Source organism: Hydrocarboniphaga sp., from assembly GCF_965279055.1.
Lineage (GTDB): Bacteria > Pseudomonadota > Gammaproteobacteria > Nevskiales > Nevskiaceae > Hydrocarboniphaga.
In genome coordinates this window covers 3,929,105-3,944,469 of the sequence record NZ_OZ257125.1, presented here as the reverse complement: position 1 = coordinate 3,944,469, position 15,365 = coordinate 3,929,105, and the positions used below count along the sequence as shown (strand labels likewise).

Here is a 15,365-nt window from a genome sequence, read left to right as displayed (position 1 = left end):
CCCATCCGCGACTCACGCTGGCCGAGTCAGCTGCTCCAGATTCCCCAGATAGGCCATCGCCTCGGCCCGCGAGCCGCCGCACATCGCCGCCTCCGGCTGCAGTGATCCGCAGAACGCTGGCCGCCGTGGATCACCGAACAGCTTGCAGCGCTGTGCCTCGTCGAGCTGAACGCAGCGCACGCCGGCCGGCTTGCCGTCGGGCATGCCGGGAATCGGCGAGTTGATCGACGGCGCGGTGCAGCAGGCCCCGCAGTGGGAACGACAGTTCATCTTCGTAGTTTACGATCTCGATCACTGCCCCATATCGAGAGCCACATGGAAGACGACGCCGCCCTGGTCACTGCCGGAGCCCAGGGCATAGGCCTGGCCTGCAGCGCGGCACTGATCGACGCCGGCATGCACGTGCTGATGATCGACCGCGACGGCAAGGCCGGCCGCGAAGCGGTGAAGACCCTCGGCGAGCGCGCGCATTTCATCAAGGGTGATGTCGCCGACGAGCAGCTGATCGCACAGGCCGCCAAGCAGGCGGCTCAGCTCGGCCGCGGGCTGCGCTCAATCGTCTCCAATGCCGGTTTCATGATCCGCAAGCCCGTCGCCAGGCTGACGCTCAAGCAATGGAACCAGGTGCTCGCGACCAATCTGACGCCGGCCTTCCTGCTGGCGAAATACGCGGCGCCGTTGATCAGGACAAGCGGCGCGATGGTGCTGATCGCGTCGAGCCGCTCGGTGCAGTCGGAGCCCGACACCGAATCCTATTCGGCGACCAAGGGCGGGCTCGTTGCCCTGTCACATGCGCTGTCGGTGAGCCTCGGCCCCAAGCTGCGCGTCAACTGCGTCAGCCCCGGCTGGATCGACACCAGCGAGTGGCAGCGCAGCGACAAGCGCAAGGCGCCGAAGCTGTCGAAGGAAGATCACGCGCAGCATCCGGTGGGCCGCGTCGGCCGCCCCGACGATGTCGCGGCGCTGGTGAAATTCCTGCTGTCGGACGAGGCCGGTTTCATCACCGGCGGTCACTACCTCGTCGACGGCGGCATGACGCGCAAGATGATCTACGTGGAGTGAGTCAGGCCGCCGCCCCAGGCACGTTCATTTCAGCCGCGCGAGTTCCATCTGCGATGCGCCGTGCTCGGTGTATTCGGTGACCTGCTGGTCGATCGCCTTTTCGAAATAGCGCCGTGCCTGGCGTGGGTCGCCGTCGGCCAGATGCTGTTCGGCCATATAGAAATAGGCTTCGCAAAGGCGCTCGTCCTGCGGCTTGCCCGCTTCGGCGGCGTCGATCACCGACGAGTCGCTGCCATTGCCGAGATAGCGCTCGATCAGCGGCCGCGGCCAGTCCGTGGGCAGATCCTGAGCCTGCATCAGGTAGGGCTGCAGCGCGGCCGCGCCATCGCCGCCGCCGGCACGCACGCTCAGGTAAAGGAACAGCAGCGGATAGCCGCGGCGCACCGCAGCGGGTTCACGCAGCACGTCCTCGATGTCCTGTCGGGCGGCCGCATAGTCCCGCGCCATATAGTGGGAAATCGCGCGGTTGTAGCGCACCTCCCAGTTACCCGGATGCTCGTCGAGCAGCGCTGTTTCGAGTGCCCGCGCGCGTGCGAAATCGCCGCGAGCAAACGCGTTGACCGCTGCGGCACTGCGCGTCTCCTCGTCGTCCGGCGCCAGCACCAGCGCCGCATCGAAATCGGCTTGGCCAAGGTCACTTTGGCCAAGATTGTCCAGCTCGGTACCGCGCATCTTCAGCGTTTGCGCACGCAGCGCCGGCGACAGCCGGTCGGCGTCCAGTTGCAGCGTCAGCAGGCCGATCTGCAGTAGCGAGGCCTGCTGGGGCTTGCGTCCGGTCTTCGGCTTGCGCTGTTGCAGCGCCTTGTCGGCCGCTTTCTGCAGCGCAGCGCCGTTCATGTCGGCCAGCGCCACCGCCGGTACCACCGTCGTGAACGTGATCTGCGGCGTCAGCTTGACCAGGCGCGAGCTGTAGTCCTTCCATTCGCCGGACTCGACGCGTTCGGCCTTCATCGTCAGGCGGCCGCTGTAGACCACGCTGCGCTGCTTGCCCTCCAGCGTGCTGTCGAATGCGTAGTGCGAGTCGCCGTCGTTGAAGGTTTTGGAGCCGGCGCTCTTGTAGACGTCCTCCGGGTACTCCAGCGTCAGCCGGTGCTCGAAGATGCCTGGCTGCGGAATCACCAAGGCCTGCTGGCGCGTCGGGTCGGCAGGGAAGCGCAGCACTTCGAGCAGGCTCCAGTAGCTGAGGTCGGCGACCAGCGCGCGCTGCTCCGGAAAACGCCAGAACTGCGGCAGCGAAAACTGCTGGATCAGCGTCAGCGCGTTGTCGTCCGGCGATTCTTCGATCCGCGCCGGGCCATTGCTGCTGAGCTTCGGATAGAGCCGCAGATACGACTGGTTCACTTGCGTGCGGATATCGTCGATGTTGGTCGCGCCCAGCGCCTCGCGCAGGCCTTCGGCCAGATTGCCGCGGTAGGTGATGCGCGATTCCAGTTGCGGATCGTCGCGGAAGCGGCTGATGCGGATAGTGTCGTCGACGCGCATGCGCAGCTGCGTGTAGATGCTCGGCAGGTCCGCCAACGTGCTGACGCCCGCGTCCAGCGGCAGGCCCTTGCCGAAGCCCAGCGCCTGGCGGTTGGCCAGTGAGCCGGTCTGGTGATTGCGCGTGCCGTCGAGCCAGTAAGTGGTATCGCCGAGTCTGACCGCGGCGATCACGTGATCGAACGCCAGCGGGCTCGGCAGCAGGTTCGCCGCGTAGCTGCGGTACCCCGTCGACACCAACACCGGCGTCGCCGGCAGATCGAGACGCCGCAGCAAGGCCAGCAGCAGCGCGATCTTGTCCTTGCAGTCGCCGAAGCGCTGTTCGAGGATTTTGGCCGGAGCGGCGGGGCGGTGCGTGTTCGGCCCGATTTCGGTGCCGAAGTAGCGAATCTCGGTTTGAACGAACTGCAGCGTGCGCAGCAACTGCGCTGCGGCGTCGCCGCCGCCGGCGCGGATTTCGGCAGCCTTGCGGTCGAGTGCCGTCGTGACGCCGGGCGCCTCGACGAACAACTGCTGACCCCATTGCGCGACGTCCGCCCAGTCACGAAACTCGCTGAGCTGGATTTCCAGCGATGGAACCGCCGAGGCGTCGGCCGCCGGCGCGATGCTCAACTGCGGCACCGACTGGCGCCGGAAAACGGTTTCGCGCATCGTGCCGAGCAGCCGGCTGTCGACGCTCACGTCGCTGGGCCCGACGCGGTAGCGGATGTCGCGCGACGGCGGTGCCAGCAGCCGGTAGCGGTAGCTCGCCGTCGGCCCATGCTGCGCGATCATCCACTGGTTGCGCACGTAGCGCCCGGCGAATGCCGGGTTCTGGCCGCTGACCGAATATTCGTAATCGACCTGGTCACCGACACGCAGATCGTCGAGCACGATCGACGCGGTCACGCGGCCATCGACCATACGTTGTTCGAGCTGCGTCTCACGCTGCAGCAGCTTGATGCTGCGGCGTTCGAGCTTGTTGATGCGCTGCTCGCCGCGGATCAGCTGCAGACGGTGAACACTCAGCGTCTGGAAGCTCGGGTCGAACTCGATGTTGATCTGCGATGCCGACGACAGACCGCCCTGCTGGTCGACGACGCTGATCACGTGTTCGTATTCGGTGGTGTCATGCTCGCCTACACGGGTCTGGTAGTCGATCAGGCGGTAATGCATCGCCGCACGCGGATCGGTTTTCGCCGGAGTTTCGTCGGCCGGTGTCACCCATGCCGGAGCCGGCGTGATCGAGTAGCGGGTCGTATCGGGCGCGGCGTCGGCCGGGAGCGATTTGGCCGACGACGCGGCTTTGCTGCCGATGCTGACGGACAGGAGTGTCAGCGCCAGGCATTGGCAGATACGGTGGAAGTTTTTCATGCACTGGAGTCGTGGTGTTGTAGCGGGCGCCGTGTCCCCCGGCCCGCTTCGATAGGCGAGCTTAATCCAAACCGCCTTCTCGGCGCCGCTCAGGCGTGGCCGTGCTTGACACACTGCGCCTTGACCTCCTCGCGCAGTATCTGCGCCAGCAGCTGCGTGCCGGGCCCGGCGGCGTCGCCTTCGGCGATCACCAGATATAAGTCGACGCGGATTTCCGCGCCCTGTTTCAGCGGCAGAGCCTTGAGTTCGCCGCGCAGCAGTTCGCCGCGGATCTGATCTTCGCTGTACCAGGCGAAGCCCATGCCGGCGACCGCGGCAGCGATCGAGGTGCCCATGTTGCTGACCGTGAGCCGCTGCTCGGCGCCCTGCCAGGCGCGGCTTTCGCGCGTGCCGTGCGCGGCGGTGTCGCGGACCATCAGGTGACGGTGTGCGCGCAGGTCGTCATGCGTCAGCTCGCGGCCCAGCTGGTGCAGCGGATGCCCGGGGTGCGCCGCGACGACGAAGCGCATCTGCGGCAGCAGGGTTTCGCCGGTGAAGCCGCGCGGGATGTTGTTGGTGATCGCCAGCTGCACGCGCCGGTCGATCAGCATTTCGTCGGTGCCGGTCAGGACGGTCTCGTGGAGCTGGACGCGGGTTTGCGGGCGGACGCTGCCGAAGCGCGCGACCGCGCGCAGCAGCATCCAGCTCGGGAAGATGATTTCGGCTGCGATCGACAACTCCGGCTCCCAGCCGGCCGCGAGCGTGCCGGCGGCGCGCTCGATGTTGCCGGCCTCGTCGATCAGTGCCCGCGCGCGGCGGTACAGCACCTGGCCGTTGTCGGTCAGCCGGGCGCGTCGACCGTCGATCTCGAACACCTTGATGTTCAACGAGCGCTCCAGCTTGGCCACCAGGTAGCTGACGCTGGACTGGGTCTTGTGCAGGGTCTCGGCGGCCTGGGCGTAGCCGCCGGCGTCGACCACGGCGACCAGCGCGCGCCATTGTTCCAGGGAGATCCGCGGGCTCATATCGAATTATTCGAAGGATTTGACCGAAATAATTCGCTTTTTTATCGAGCCTGACAATCATTAAATAGGCGTCACCGCATACGTACTTCCGTTTCCCCCAGACACCGGAGACCGCCATGAGCACCATCACCCCGAACAGCAGCCCGACCCTGCTGCAGATCAACACCAGCCTGTTCGCCGACAAGGGCAATTCCAGCGTGCTGGCCGAGAACATCGTCGCCGCCTGGCGCAAGAAGCACCCGACCGGGCAGGTCGTCGTGCGCGATCTGGGCAGCTCGCCGGTGGCGCATCTGGACGCTGCGCGTGTGATCGCGCTGAACACGCCGGCCGCCGACCGCAGCGCCGAGCAGGCCGCGATCGTCGCCGAGAGCGATGCGCTGATCGCCGAGCTGAAGGCCGCCGACACCGTCGTGCTCGGCCTGCCGATGTACAACTTCGGCGTGCCCTCGCAGCTCAAGGCCTACCTCGATCACCTGGCTCGCGCCGGTGTCACGTTCCGCTACACCGCGAACGGCCCGGAAGGCCTGATCGGCGATCGCCATCTGATCGTCGCCGCGGCTCGCGGCGGCATCCACCTGGGCCTGCCGAGCGACTCGCAGACCGCGTTCGTCAAGACCTTCTTCAACTTCATCGGCATCCACAACATCGAGTTCGTCTACGTCGAAGGCCTGGCCTACAGCGCCGAGCACAAGACCAAGGCTTTCGAGCTGGCGCAGGCCGAGATCGAGAAGCTGGCGGCGTAGCACTACAAACCCTCTCCCCTTGTGGGAGAGGGTGGCGCGTCAGCGCCGGGAGAGGGGTTGCAGGCTTGAATTGATAACCCCTCTCCCTAACCCTCTCCCACAAGGGGAGAGGGGACTTAAAGTGCAGTGGAACTGGAGATTCAAATGAGCACCGAACGTACCCTGAGACAAGTGATCCCCGGCCAGCCGACTTCGGACGGCGCCGGCGTCAAGCTGTCGCGTTCGCTCGGTTCGCAGCCGGGCCTGCGCTTCGATCCCTTCCTGATGCTCGACGAGTTCTACACCGACGAGCCCAGCGATTATCTGGCGGGCTTTCCGGCGCATCCGCATCGCGGCTTCGAGACGGTGACCTACATGCTCGACGGCCACATGCAGCACAAGGACAACTTCGGCAACACCGGCGATCTGGCGCCCGGCGACGTGCAGTGGATGACTGCGGCGCGCGGCATCATCCATTCCGAAATGCCGCAGCAGAGCGCCGGCCGCATGCGCGGCTTCCAGCTGTGGCTGAACCTGCCGGCGGCCGAGAAGATGAAGCCCGCGGGCTATCGCGACATCGCCTCGGCGACGATTCCCAGCGCCGCGCTGGACGGCGGCGGCAGCGCGCGCGTGATCGCCGGCTCGGTGACGCAGTCCGGCGTGCGTACCGACGGCGCGGTGCTCGGCGGCAGCACCGCGCCGCTGTATCTGGACCTGCATCTGCCGGCCGGCGCCGTCGCGGGCGTGCCGGTGCCGGAAGGCCACAACGCTTTCGTCTATCTGTACGAAGGCACGGCGAGCATCGGCAGCGAGGCTCGCGCCTTGCCGCTGCGTGGCGCCGGCCTGCTGTCGGATGGCGACACGCTCAACGTGACGGCCGGTGCCAACGGCGCGCGCCTGCTGCTGATCGCCGGCAAGCCGCTGCGCGAGCCGGTGGTGCAGTACGGCCCCTTCGTGATGAACACGCGCGAAGAGATCGAGCAGGCGCTGGACGACTATCGCAGCGGCCGCTTTGGGCGCGAACCCGTCGCGGCCTGATTCGGGCGCAACAAAAAAGCCGCCCCGACTACCGCAGCCGGGCGGCTTTTTTGTTGCCGCGTTCGATCAGTCGTGAACCACGATCGAGGTATCGCTGACCCAGATGCCCGACGTGTTGTCCGAGGCGCGGGCGCGCACTTCGACGGTATGCGTGCCGGCGACCGGCACCACCGCCACCACGTTGACCGCGGCGCTGGTGAACGGGTCGTAGCCGGCGACGCCGTCGGCGCCGCAGAACGCATCGCTGGTCTGCGCGGTCGGTGAAATCGCGACGCCGTCGACCATCACGTCGACATCGACCCAGGCCGAGCCGGCCGTGTTGATCGAGCACTCGGCGGTGAACGAAATCATGACGGCCATGCCGTCCTTAGTGGTCTTGAACTTGAGGCTGGTCTTGCCGGTATCGGTCAGTGGCACCGCGGCGTACCCGGTGGTCGGCGTCGCGCTGAAATTGAAGCCATAAGCGCCATAGGCGTAGATTTTGGCTTGCGCGGTGGCGGCGGCGAGCAGCGAGGCGGTGGCGAAAGCGGCGGTCAGCAGCCTGCGATTGTGCAGTTTCATGGGGGATCTCCCTGGGTGGGGCTGAAAAAAGAGTGCACGCGGCCCGCAGCCCCTCGGGCCCGCGTGTGGTTGGGAAGGACGGGGTCTTAGCGGTACGAGGCGGCGGACTGCTGCTGCTCTTCGGCGCCGGCTTCGGCAAGCGCGAGCTTGTGCAGGCCGCCGCGCAGTTCGCGCGCACGGGCCTGGATCGCCGGGTCGGCATCGCGTTCGGCGATCGCAACGGCATCCAGCAGATCGCTGCGGCGCGTGCTGCCGGATTCGGCCAGATAGTCGAGCACGCCGGCGCGGACGCGCTCGGAGCGGTCGTAGCGCAGCGCCTGCTGCAACATCGCCATCGGCAGCGTGGTGCCAGCTTCGGCTGCTTCGCGCAGCGCGCCCAGGCGCTGCGGCTCGCTGCCGTTTTGCAGCAACAGGCTTAGCTCGACCGGGTCGGTGCCGGCGACGACGGGCGGGTCTTCGTCGCCGCCGTCGCCGCTGTCGGCGGCTTCGGGCAATGCCTCGGCGTTCTGCGTTACTGCCGCCGTCGTCGGCGATGCTGGGGTTGCCGCAACGCGGGCCGGCAGCGGCTCGGGGAGCAGCAGGCGGGCCGGCGGGCTCTGCGCTGCCGGCGCCGCGTCGGTGGCCGGCGCCTTGGCAGCGACGCTGTGCTGCGGGCGCTGGCCGACCTGGTTCAGCAGCCAAAGGTAAGCAGCTGTGGCGACGACGACGGCAGCCGGAACGGCGAATTTGAGTTGCATCGTAAAACCCTCTGCGGAAGTCGCGGTGCGCGACGGTGGCGAGGGTTAAGACGCGATCAGTAGCGGATAGGGCTCATCGGTGAAGAAAAAATTTGTCAGCTTCGCCGCGGCGGCAGGATCAGCGCTGCGCCTGCCTGGCAAACACCTTCTTCATCAGCTCGGTGCCGCGCGCCGCCGGGTCGGCGCGGATGCGTGCTTCTTCGGCGGCGATTTTCAGGAACACGCCGTCGAGCGCCTTCTGCGTGACATAGCCGTCGAGGTCGGCCGGCGTGTTGTTGCCGGACAGGCGCAGCAACGGGCCGGCCTTGTTCGCCAGCTTCTTGTACTGCTGGGTGACGCCGGCCTGCTCGGTGGTGGCGCTGACGATCGGCAGCAGGCTCTGGTACAGCTCATCCGACGAGGAGCGGCGGAAGAACTCGGTGGCGGCATTGCTCGGCCCGTCGAGGATCTCCTTGGCGTCGTCCAGGGTCATGCGGCTGATCGCGTTGCCGATGATGTTCGCGGCCTGCGGCACCGCCTGCTCGGCGGCGCGGTTCAAGGTCAGCTGAAACTGGTCGAGCGTGCTGCCGTAGCCGACCGCGCGCACCGCGCTCTCGTAGCGTGCGATGAACGACGGCAGCGGCACGCGTACCTGCGGGTCGCGCCAGAAGCCGTCGCTGTGACCGAGCTGGCTGATCGCGCTGCTGCTGCCCTGGCGCAGCGCGTCGCGCAGGCCGGCGAGGATTTCGCCCTGGCTCAGGCCGCTGCCCTGGATCACGCTGCCAATCTGGCCGAGCGCATCTCTGACTCCCAGGCCGGTGTCGGCGCAACCGGGCAGCGCGAGCAGCACGGAGCCGAGCAGGGCGGCGGAGATCGCAGCAGGGGCGCGCATGGCGGGTCCGATTTGTAGGGAATCGGAGCATACCCGTTGGCCGCGCGGCGCAGCAGCGGGTTTCTACTTAGCGGCCGAAAAGAGCTGTCGATAGGTCCGCTTGCGTTACGCGCCGCTTACGGCGCCGGCAGCGGATGCTCGCGCAGAAAGCCGATCAGGCGGTCGTCCCAGGCGTCCGGCCAGCTGTTGTGGTTGTGCGAGCCGGTGATGCGTGCTTTCAGGTTCCAGGGCGAGCCGTCGGCATTGCTGCCGCAGGCGGCGTCGCAGGCGTCGACCGGTTGCTGATCGCGGTCGATGATCTGTTCGCGCCACAGCGCACTGGCGCTGCCGGCGATACGCGCGCCCAGGCGTTGCGCGTTCGGGCAGCTGCCGTAGACGTCGCAGTCGCGGTGCAGATGGAAAATCGGCGCGTCGCGGCGCGTGACCTGCAGCTCGGCAATGCTGGCCGGCGCGGCGGTCACCGGCTGCTGCGGGCAGGCGTCGTCGAGAAAGGCGTAGGGGTCGGGCGCCGAGTACACCGCGGCGGCGGCGATGTTGGCGCGGTTCTGCGCGTAGGCGATCGCGGTCGAGGCACCGTTGGAATAGCCGAGCAGAACAATCCGCTGCGGATCGACGCGCTGCGTGGCGACCAATTGCGCGATGTAGTGATCGATGGTCGCGAAGTCGACGTTCACCGGATAGCGGACGCCGTCGACACTGCGCTCGCTTCTGCCGAACTGCCGGTACCAGACGTCGAAACCCAGCGAGAAGCCGTTCGGCAGCGGGTAGTAGTGGCGCGTATAGCGCGGCAGCGGTGCCAGCAGCAGGAAGCCGCGCTTCGCCGCGTCGCCGCTCAGATCGGCGGACAGGCGTGCATCGAGCAGCCCGGTCTTGCCGATCTGCGTGTCCAGCGGTGCCAGCGAGGCCTGGAGATAGATCAGCAGCGGCAGCGGCCGCTCGGCCGTGGCGGCCGGGTTGTCCCAGAAACAGGCCCGGCGCGGCGTGCCGTTGCTGTCGATATAGCCGTCGAGCAAAGCGCCGCCGCTGCATCGGGTCAGCGCGTAGCTGAGCGCGCTCAGGCCGTTGGACGTGGCCTGCGGCGGATTGCCGAAGGCGCTGCAGGCAGCATCGGCCGCCAGCGCCGGCGCGCTGCAGAGCCACAGGGCCGCCAGCAGGGCGGTCACACGACGACAGGTTTTCACGGTTTTCCCCTCACCTTGACTGGAGCGGGCCGCTCTTGGTGACGACCTTGCCCGCAGTCTAGGCCGCGGCTTCGTCTGAAAAGCTGTCCCGATCGCCGAGGGTTCCTGGCTGTGCGGCCAGCCGCGCCGGCAACCGCTAAACTGCGCGCCCCATGCTGACCTTCTCCAACGTCACGCTGCGTCGTGGCCCCCGCAGGCTGTTAGAGCGCGCCTCCTTCACGGTCCATCCGGGCTGGCGCGTCGGCCTGGTCGGCCGCAACGGCACCGGCAAATCCAGCCTGTTCGCGATGGTGCTCGGCGAGCTGTCGCCGGATTCCGGCGAAGTGCAGTTGCCCAAGCAGCTGGAGATCGCCTGGGTGGCGCAGGAGACGCCGGCGCTGGAGCGCGTCGCGCTGGAATTCGCTCTCGATGGCGACACCGAGCTGCGCCGCTGCGAAAGCGAGCTGGAAATCGCCGAGGGCAAGCACGATGTCGCGCGCATCGCCAAGCTGCACGACCGCTTGAACGCCATCGGCGGCTACGCGGCGCGTTCGCGCGCGGCCAAGCTGCTCGACGGCCTCGGCTTCAGCTTTGATGCGCAGCAGCGCACGGTCGCCAGTTTCAGCGGCGGCTGGCGCATGCGCCTGAACCTGGCGCGCGCGCTGATGTGCCGCTCCGACCTGCTGCTGCTGGACGAGCCGACCAATCACCTGGATCTGGACGCGGTGTTCTGGCTGCAGGAATGGCTGCGCAACTACGAAGGCACGCTGTTCGTGATCAGCCACGACCGCGAATTTCTCGACGCGGTGACCACGCATACGCTGCATCTGCACTCCGAGACTGCGACGCTTTTCTCCGGCAACTACTCGCAGTTCGAGCGCCTGCGCGCCGAGCGCATGAGCCAGCAGGCGGCGGTGCGCGAGCAGCAGGTGCGGCAGCTGGCGCATCTGCAGGCGTTTGTCGATCGCTTCCGCGCGCAGGCGACCAAGGCGCGGCAGGCGCAGTCGCGGCTGAAGATGATTGAGCGCATTCAGGTCGGCGCGGCCGCGCATGCGGATTCCGAATTCAGTTTCTCGTTCCGCGCTCCGCTGAAGCTGCCGAGCCCGATGCTGCGGCTGGATCGAGTGTCGGTCGGTTATGGCGACAAGCCGCAGCTCAGCGGCCTGAAGCTCGGCATCGAGCCCGGTGATCGCGTCGGCCTGCTCGGCCCGAACGGCGCCGGCAAGTCGACGCTGATCAAGCTCATTGCCGGCGATCTGAAACCGCTGGCCGGCGAAGTGAAGCGCTCGCCGGATCTGAAGATCGGCTACTTCGCCCAGCACCAGCTCGAAAGCCTGGATTCACAGGCCTCGCCGATGTTGCATGTGCGGCGACTCGATCCGGACGCGACCGAACAGTCGGTGCGCGATTATCTGGGCGGTTTCAACTTCAAGGGCGACCGCGTCTACGAGGCGATCGAGCCGTTTTCCGGCGGCGAGAAAGCGCGCCTCGCGCTGGCGCTGGTGGTGTATCCGCAGCCGAACCTGCTGCTGCTCGACGAGCCGACCAACCATCTCGACCTGGACATGCGCCAGGCGCTGGAAATGGCGCTGCAGGATTTCAAGGGCGCGATGCTGCTGGTGTCGCACGATCGCCACCTGATCTCCAGCACCTGCGACGATTTGTGGCGTGTCGACGCCGGCCGCTGCGAGCCTTTCGACGGCGATCTGGACGACTACGCGAAGTGGTTGAGCACGCGCGGCAACACCGTCGGCGAGAAGTCCGAGGCCAAAGTGCTCGACGCCGCCGCCCGGCAGCAGCAACGCGCGCTGCGCGATCAGGTCGGCAAACTCGAATCGCAGATGAGCAAGGCGCAGGCGCGGCTTGCCGAGATCGACAACAAGATGGGCGATGCCGGCCTGTACGAGGCCGCGCGCAAGAAGGAGCTGGACAAGCTGCTCGACGAACAGCGCCAGCTCAAGGCCAGGCTCGACGATATCGAAGCGAAGTGGATCGAGGGCATGGAGCAGCTGGAGTCGCTGTAGTTTTTGGGTGCAGTCTCAACCCAATCCCGTTCGTGTCGAGTAGCCGCGCAGCGGCGTATCGAGACATCACGGTGCGTCCCTCGATACGCGGGCAAGCCCGCTACTCGGGATGAACGGGGTTCCGTGGGCTTTCGGCTAGGGCTCGAATCCCGCTGTCATCAAGCCATCCGCCGCCAGTTTCTGCACCACCTCGCCGTCATGCCCCGGCACCTGATGTATCTCCGGATGGCTTTGCGCGAGCTGATGCAGCGCGACGAATTCCGGCAGCACCTGCGCGCGGTTCTCGCCGATGATCGCGGTCATGAACCAGGGCCGTTCGCGCAGCAGATCGATATTGCGCTGGTGCCAGGCGATATCGCCCAGCAGCAGCACTTCGCGTCCGTCGGCACGCCGGATGTAAACCATCTGGCTGCCCGGCGTATGCCCCGGCGAGCGGATCAGCACCACGCCGGGCGCGATCGCGATCATCTTGTCGTAGACCAGCGGCTGCAGGCCGGCGACGAGTTGCGGCTGCAGTTCGGCCGGCGCCATCTTCTCCGGGTGCGCGAGCTGTTCGGGTGTCAGGCGCAGGGCCTGCAGCAGCTCCCTGGGGCGCGGATACGCGGCGATGCCGCCGATGTGATCCATGTGCTCGTGCGTGATCACGATCAAGGCCGCCTTCGGCAGCGCGGCGCTCATGCGCGCGTAGGCCTGGTCGTCGTAGGCCGTCACCATGAACCCGGGCTTGGCGATGCTGCGCGCCATCGCGGTGTCGACGATCACGGTCTGCTGCGGATAGACCAGCTGCCAGGAGAAAATCGGGATCGGCGTGCCGCGCCAGGGATCGCCGGCGACGACCATCGCCTGCGCAAATTCGAAGGCCATTACCTGCTCGTAGCGGAGCTCGGACGGCTTGTCGCCCGGCAGCGAATCGGCCAGCGAGCGGATCGCGGCGACATCGATCGAATAGGCGCTGCCGCCGTCCGCGCGCGGGCTGTACAGCACCGCGAAGTAATAGGCCGGCGCGCCGACCAGCAGCAGAATCAGCGCCAGCTTCCAGCGCCGCCGTGACCGATGCAGGATTGCCATGTTGTCGTTCTCCTCCCGAAGTTTCGATGATCACGACCACCGCCGCGCGCCGCTGCGCCTGCTGGCGCGATACGCTAGGCCGATGGAACCTAGCTCGATGAAACGGCCCCTGATCGAAATCAACGGTACGCCGGCGTCCGTCGAAACGCTATCGGCCGCGTTGCCGAACTACGGCCACTTCACGTCGATGCAGGTGCGCGACGGCGGTGTGCGCGGGCTGGTATTGCATCTGCTGCGGCTGCAGCAGGCGACGCGGCTGCTGTTCGGCAGCGAGCTCGATCCGGCGCAAGTTCTGGTCTGGCTGCAGCAGGCCCTGCGCCACGCCGGCAGCGAGGCCATTGCCGCCAGTTCGGTGCGCGTCAACGTGTTCGCCGCTCAGTTCAACCGCGAGCGGCCCGGAGCGCCGCAGCCGGTCGAGGTGATGATCACGGTCGGCGCGCCGTGGCTCGCACCAGCCCAGTCGATTCGCGTACAGGCGCAGGCTTACCGGCGCGATCTGCCGCAGGTCAAGCACGTCGGCACGTTCGGCCTGTTCCGGCAGCGGCAGCTGGCGCTGCAGGCCGGGTATGACGACGCGCTGTTCGTCGACGAGCTTGGCCGCATCAGCGAGGGCTCGGTGTGGAATGTCGGCTTCTGGGACGGTGCACGGGTGATCTGGCCGCAGGCGGAGATGCTCGACGGGGTGTCGCAGCAGCTGTTGAAGGTGGCGTTGAATGCGGCGGGTGTCGAGCAGCAGGCGAGAGAAGTGCGGCTGGCGGATCTCGGTGGCATGCAGGCGGCTTTCAGCTGCAACTCCACCGGTGTCGGTACCGCGATCGTGGCGATCGATCAGTGGCGGTTTGTCGAGGATGGGGCGCTGACGGCGCGGTTGCAGGCTGCGTATGAGTCCGTTGCTGTCGATGTGCTGTTATGAGCCTCGGTCGCGGATAGGATCCGCTCCTACAAGGGCGCGAAACTGTAGGAGCGGATCCCATCCGCGACTGAACTCGTGACGAACGCATCGCGATACCATTAACATGACGACCATCATCCATAAGCCGCAACGCCCGTGACCCAAGCCGCCACCCGAACCGCCTGGACGCTGATGCTCAGCGCCGCGGCGATGCTGATGATCACGATGGGCGGGCGCCAGTCGATGGGCCTGTTCATCGGGCCGATCACGCAGGCCACCGGCGTCGGCATCGTCGGCGTCAGCTTCGCGCTGGCGGTCGGCCAGTTCATGTGGGGCGCGGTGCAGCCCGTGTTCGGCGCGATCGCCGACCAGTACGGCGCGCGGCCGGTGATCCTGTGCGGCACGCTGCTGCTCGCGGCCGGCTATGTGCTGGTGCCGCAGGTCAGCTCGCAGTTCGGGCTGATGCTGACGATGGGCATGCTGGTGTCGTCCGGCGCCGGTGCGGCGAGCTTTTCGATCCTGATCGGCGCGACCGCTTCGGCGCTGCCGCCTTCAAAGCGCAGCTTCGCCAGCGGCCTGATCAATGCCGGCGGCTCCTTCGGCCAGTTCGTGTTCGCGCCGCTGGCGCAGATGCTGATCGTCGCCTTCGGCTGGATCGCGGCGATGTATTCGCTGGCCGCGGCGAGCCTGCTGGTGATTCCGCTGCTGCTCGGCCTGGGCAAGCGCCAGACCGTCGCGCCCTCTGCCGTCGCCGGCGCGCCGACCGATCAGGGCCTGCGCGCGCAACTGCGCGTGGCGCTGCGCGATCGCAGCTACTGGCTGCTACACGCCGGCTTTTTCACCTGCGGCGTGCATATCGCGTTTCTGGTCACGCATCTGCCGGGCGAAGTCGCGCTGTGCGGTTTGCCGGCGAGTGTGTCGGCGACCTCGCTGGCGCTGATCGGCCTGTTCAATGTCGCCGGCAGCCTCACCGCCGGCGCGCTGGGCTCGCGCTACCGCATGCGCTACATCCTCGGTGCGATGTACGCGAGCCGCGTGTTGATCATCGCGATCTATCTGCTGTCGCCGCGAACGCCATGGACGTTTTATGTGTTCGCCGCGGCACTGGGCTTCAGCTGGCTGGCGACGGTGCCGCCGACCGCCGGCTTGGTCGGCAAGCTGCTCGGCACGCGCTATCTAGGCACCTTGTTCGGCCTCACGCTGTTGTCGCACCAGATCGGCGGCTTCTTCGGCGCATGGCTAGGCGGCGTGACCATCGCCCGCTTCGGCGACTACAACTGGATGTGGTACGGCGACATGGCGCTGGCCGGCCTGGCGGCGCTGCTGTGCCTGCCGATACGCGAGGCGCGGCAGCAGGCAGCAGCGGCGTAGGGCGGCTCCACAGCGGCGGATAC

At 67.1% G+C, this 15,365-nt stretch carries 14 protein-coding genes; 6 read left to right on the top strand and 8 right to left on the bottom strand.

Features of this window, described 5'->3' with window-relative positions; translation table 11 throughout:
* Nucleotides 1-12: 12 nt before the first annotated feature.
* On the bottom strand, nt 13-270 hold the full coding sequence (locus ACQZF9_RS17760; protein ID WP_428310294.1) for a YkgJ family cysteine cluster protein: 258 nt from the start codon (nt 268-270) through the stop codon (nt 13-15).
* A gap of 45 nt (nt 271-315) precedes the next feature.
* On the opposite strand from ACQZF9_RS17760, the gene ACQZF9_RS17755 reads away from it, so the two are divergent.
* Nucleotides 316-1,062, top strand: a complete 747-nt coding sequence (locus ACQZF9_RS17755) for an SDR family oxidoreductase (RefSeq protein ID WP_428310293.1) — start codon at nt 316-318, stop codon at nt 1,060-1,062.
* Between the two features lie 24 nt (nt 1,063-1,086).
* On the opposite strand, the gene ACQZF9_RS17750 is transcribed toward ACQZF9_RS17755, so the two are convergent.
* Both ACQZF9_RS17750 and ACQZF9_RS17745 read right to left on the bottom strand, forming a co-directional pair.
* Nucleotides 1,087-3,894: a DUF3857 domain-containing protein gene (locus ACQZF9_RS17750; RefSeq protein WP_428310292.1), complete on the bottom strand. Its 2,808-nt coding sequence runs from the start codon at nt 3,892-3,894 to the stop codon at nt 1,087-1,089.
* A gap of 89 nt (nt 3,895-3,983) precedes the next feature.
* A complete protein-coding gene (locus ACQZF9_RS17745; protein ID WP_428310291.1) occupies nt 3,984-4,898 on the bottom strand; it encodes a LysR family transcriptional regulator in 915 nt (304 codons plus the stop codon).
* A 116-nt stretch (nt 4,899-5,014) separates the two neighbouring features.
* Between ACQZF9_RS17745 and ACQZF9_RS17740 the strand changes: the two genes are divergently transcribed.
* Nucleotides 5,015-5,641, top strand: coding sequence for an FMN-dependent NADH-azoreductase (locus ACQZF9_RS17740; protein ID WP_428310290.1), 627 nt, complete (start codon nt 5,015-5,017; stop codon nt 5,639-5,641).
* 144 nt (nt 5,642-5,785) lie between these two features.
* Nucleotides 5,786-6,658 (top strand): pirin family protein, encoded by an 873-nt coding sequence (locus ACQZF9_RS17735; protein ID WP_428310289.1) that lies wholly within the window; start codon nt 5,786-5,788, stop codon nt 6,656-6,658.
* Between the two features lie 66 nt (nt 6,659-6,724).
* Here the strand turns inward: ACQZF9_RS17735 and ACQZF9_RS17730 are convergent, their stop codons facing one another.
* The 4 genes from ACQZF9_RS17730 to ACQZF9_RS17715 form a co-directional block, all read right to left on the bottom strand.
* Complete coding sequence (locus ACQZF9_RS17730) at nt 6,725-7,219, bottom strand: hypothetical protein (protein ID WP_428310288.1); 495 nt, start codon at nt 7,217-7,219, stop codon at nt 6,725-6,727.
* Nucleotides 7,220-7,305: 86 nt separating this feature from the next.
* Nucleotides 7,306-7,956, bottom strand: coding sequence for a hypothetical protein (locus ACQZF9_RS17725; RefSeq protein WP_428310287.1), 651 nt, complete (start codon nt 7,954-7,956; stop codon nt 7,306-7,308).
* A 118-nt stretch (nt 7,957-8,074) separates the two neighbouring features.
* Nucleotides 8,075-8,827, bottom strand: coding sequence for a DUF4197 domain-containing protein (locus tag ACQZF9_RS17720; RefSeq protein ID WP_428310286.1), 753 nt, complete (start codon nt 8,825-8,827; stop codon nt 8,075-8,077).
* A gap of 116 nt (nt 8,828-8,943) precedes the next feature.
* The gene (locus ACQZF9_RS17715; RefSeq protein WP_428310285.1) at nt 8,944-10,008 is read right to left on the bottom strand and encodes an alpha/beta hydrolase; all 1,065 of its coding nucleotides are present in this window, start codon (nt 10,006-10,008) and stop codon (nt 8,944-8,946) included.
* A 152-nt stretch (nt 10,009-10,160) separates the two neighbouring features.
* Here ACQZF9_RS17715 and ACQZF9_RS17710 point away from each other — a divergent pair, with 152 nt between their 5' ends.
* Complete coding sequence (locus tag ACQZF9_RS17710) at nt 10,161-12,011, top strand: ATP-binding cassette domain-containing protein (RefSeq protein ID WP_428310284.1); 1,851 nt, start codon at nt 10,161-10,163, stop codon at nt 12,009-12,011.
* A gap of 135 nt (nt 12,012-12,146) precedes the next feature.
* Here ACQZF9_RS17710 and ACQZF9_RS17705 read toward each other — a convergent pair whose 3' ends face one another.
* Nucleotides 12,147-13,079, bottom strand: a complete 933-nt coding sequence (locus tag ACQZF9_RS17705) for an MBL fold metallo-hydrolase (RefSeq protein WP_428310283.1) — start codon at nt 13,077-13,079, stop codon at nt 12,147-12,149.
* A gap of 97 nt (nt 13,080-13,176) precedes the next feature.
* Between ACQZF9_RS17705 and ACQZF9_RS17700 the strand changes: the two genes are divergently transcribed.
* Nucleotides 13,177-13,992 (top strand): aminotransferase class IV family protein, encoded by an 816-nt coding sequence (locus ACQZF9_RS17700; RefSeq protein ID WP_428310282.1) that lies wholly within the window; start codon nt 13,177-13,179, stop codon nt 13,990-13,992.
* Between the two features lie 171 nt (nt 13,993-14,163).
* Nucleotides 14,164-15,342: an MFS transporter gene (locus ACQZF9_RS17695; protein ID WP_428313453.1), complete on the top strand. Its 1,179-nt coding sequence runs from the start codon at nt 14,164-14,166 to the stop codon at nt 15,340-15,342.
* The last annotated feature ends 23 nt before the right edge of the window (nt 15,343-15,365 follow it).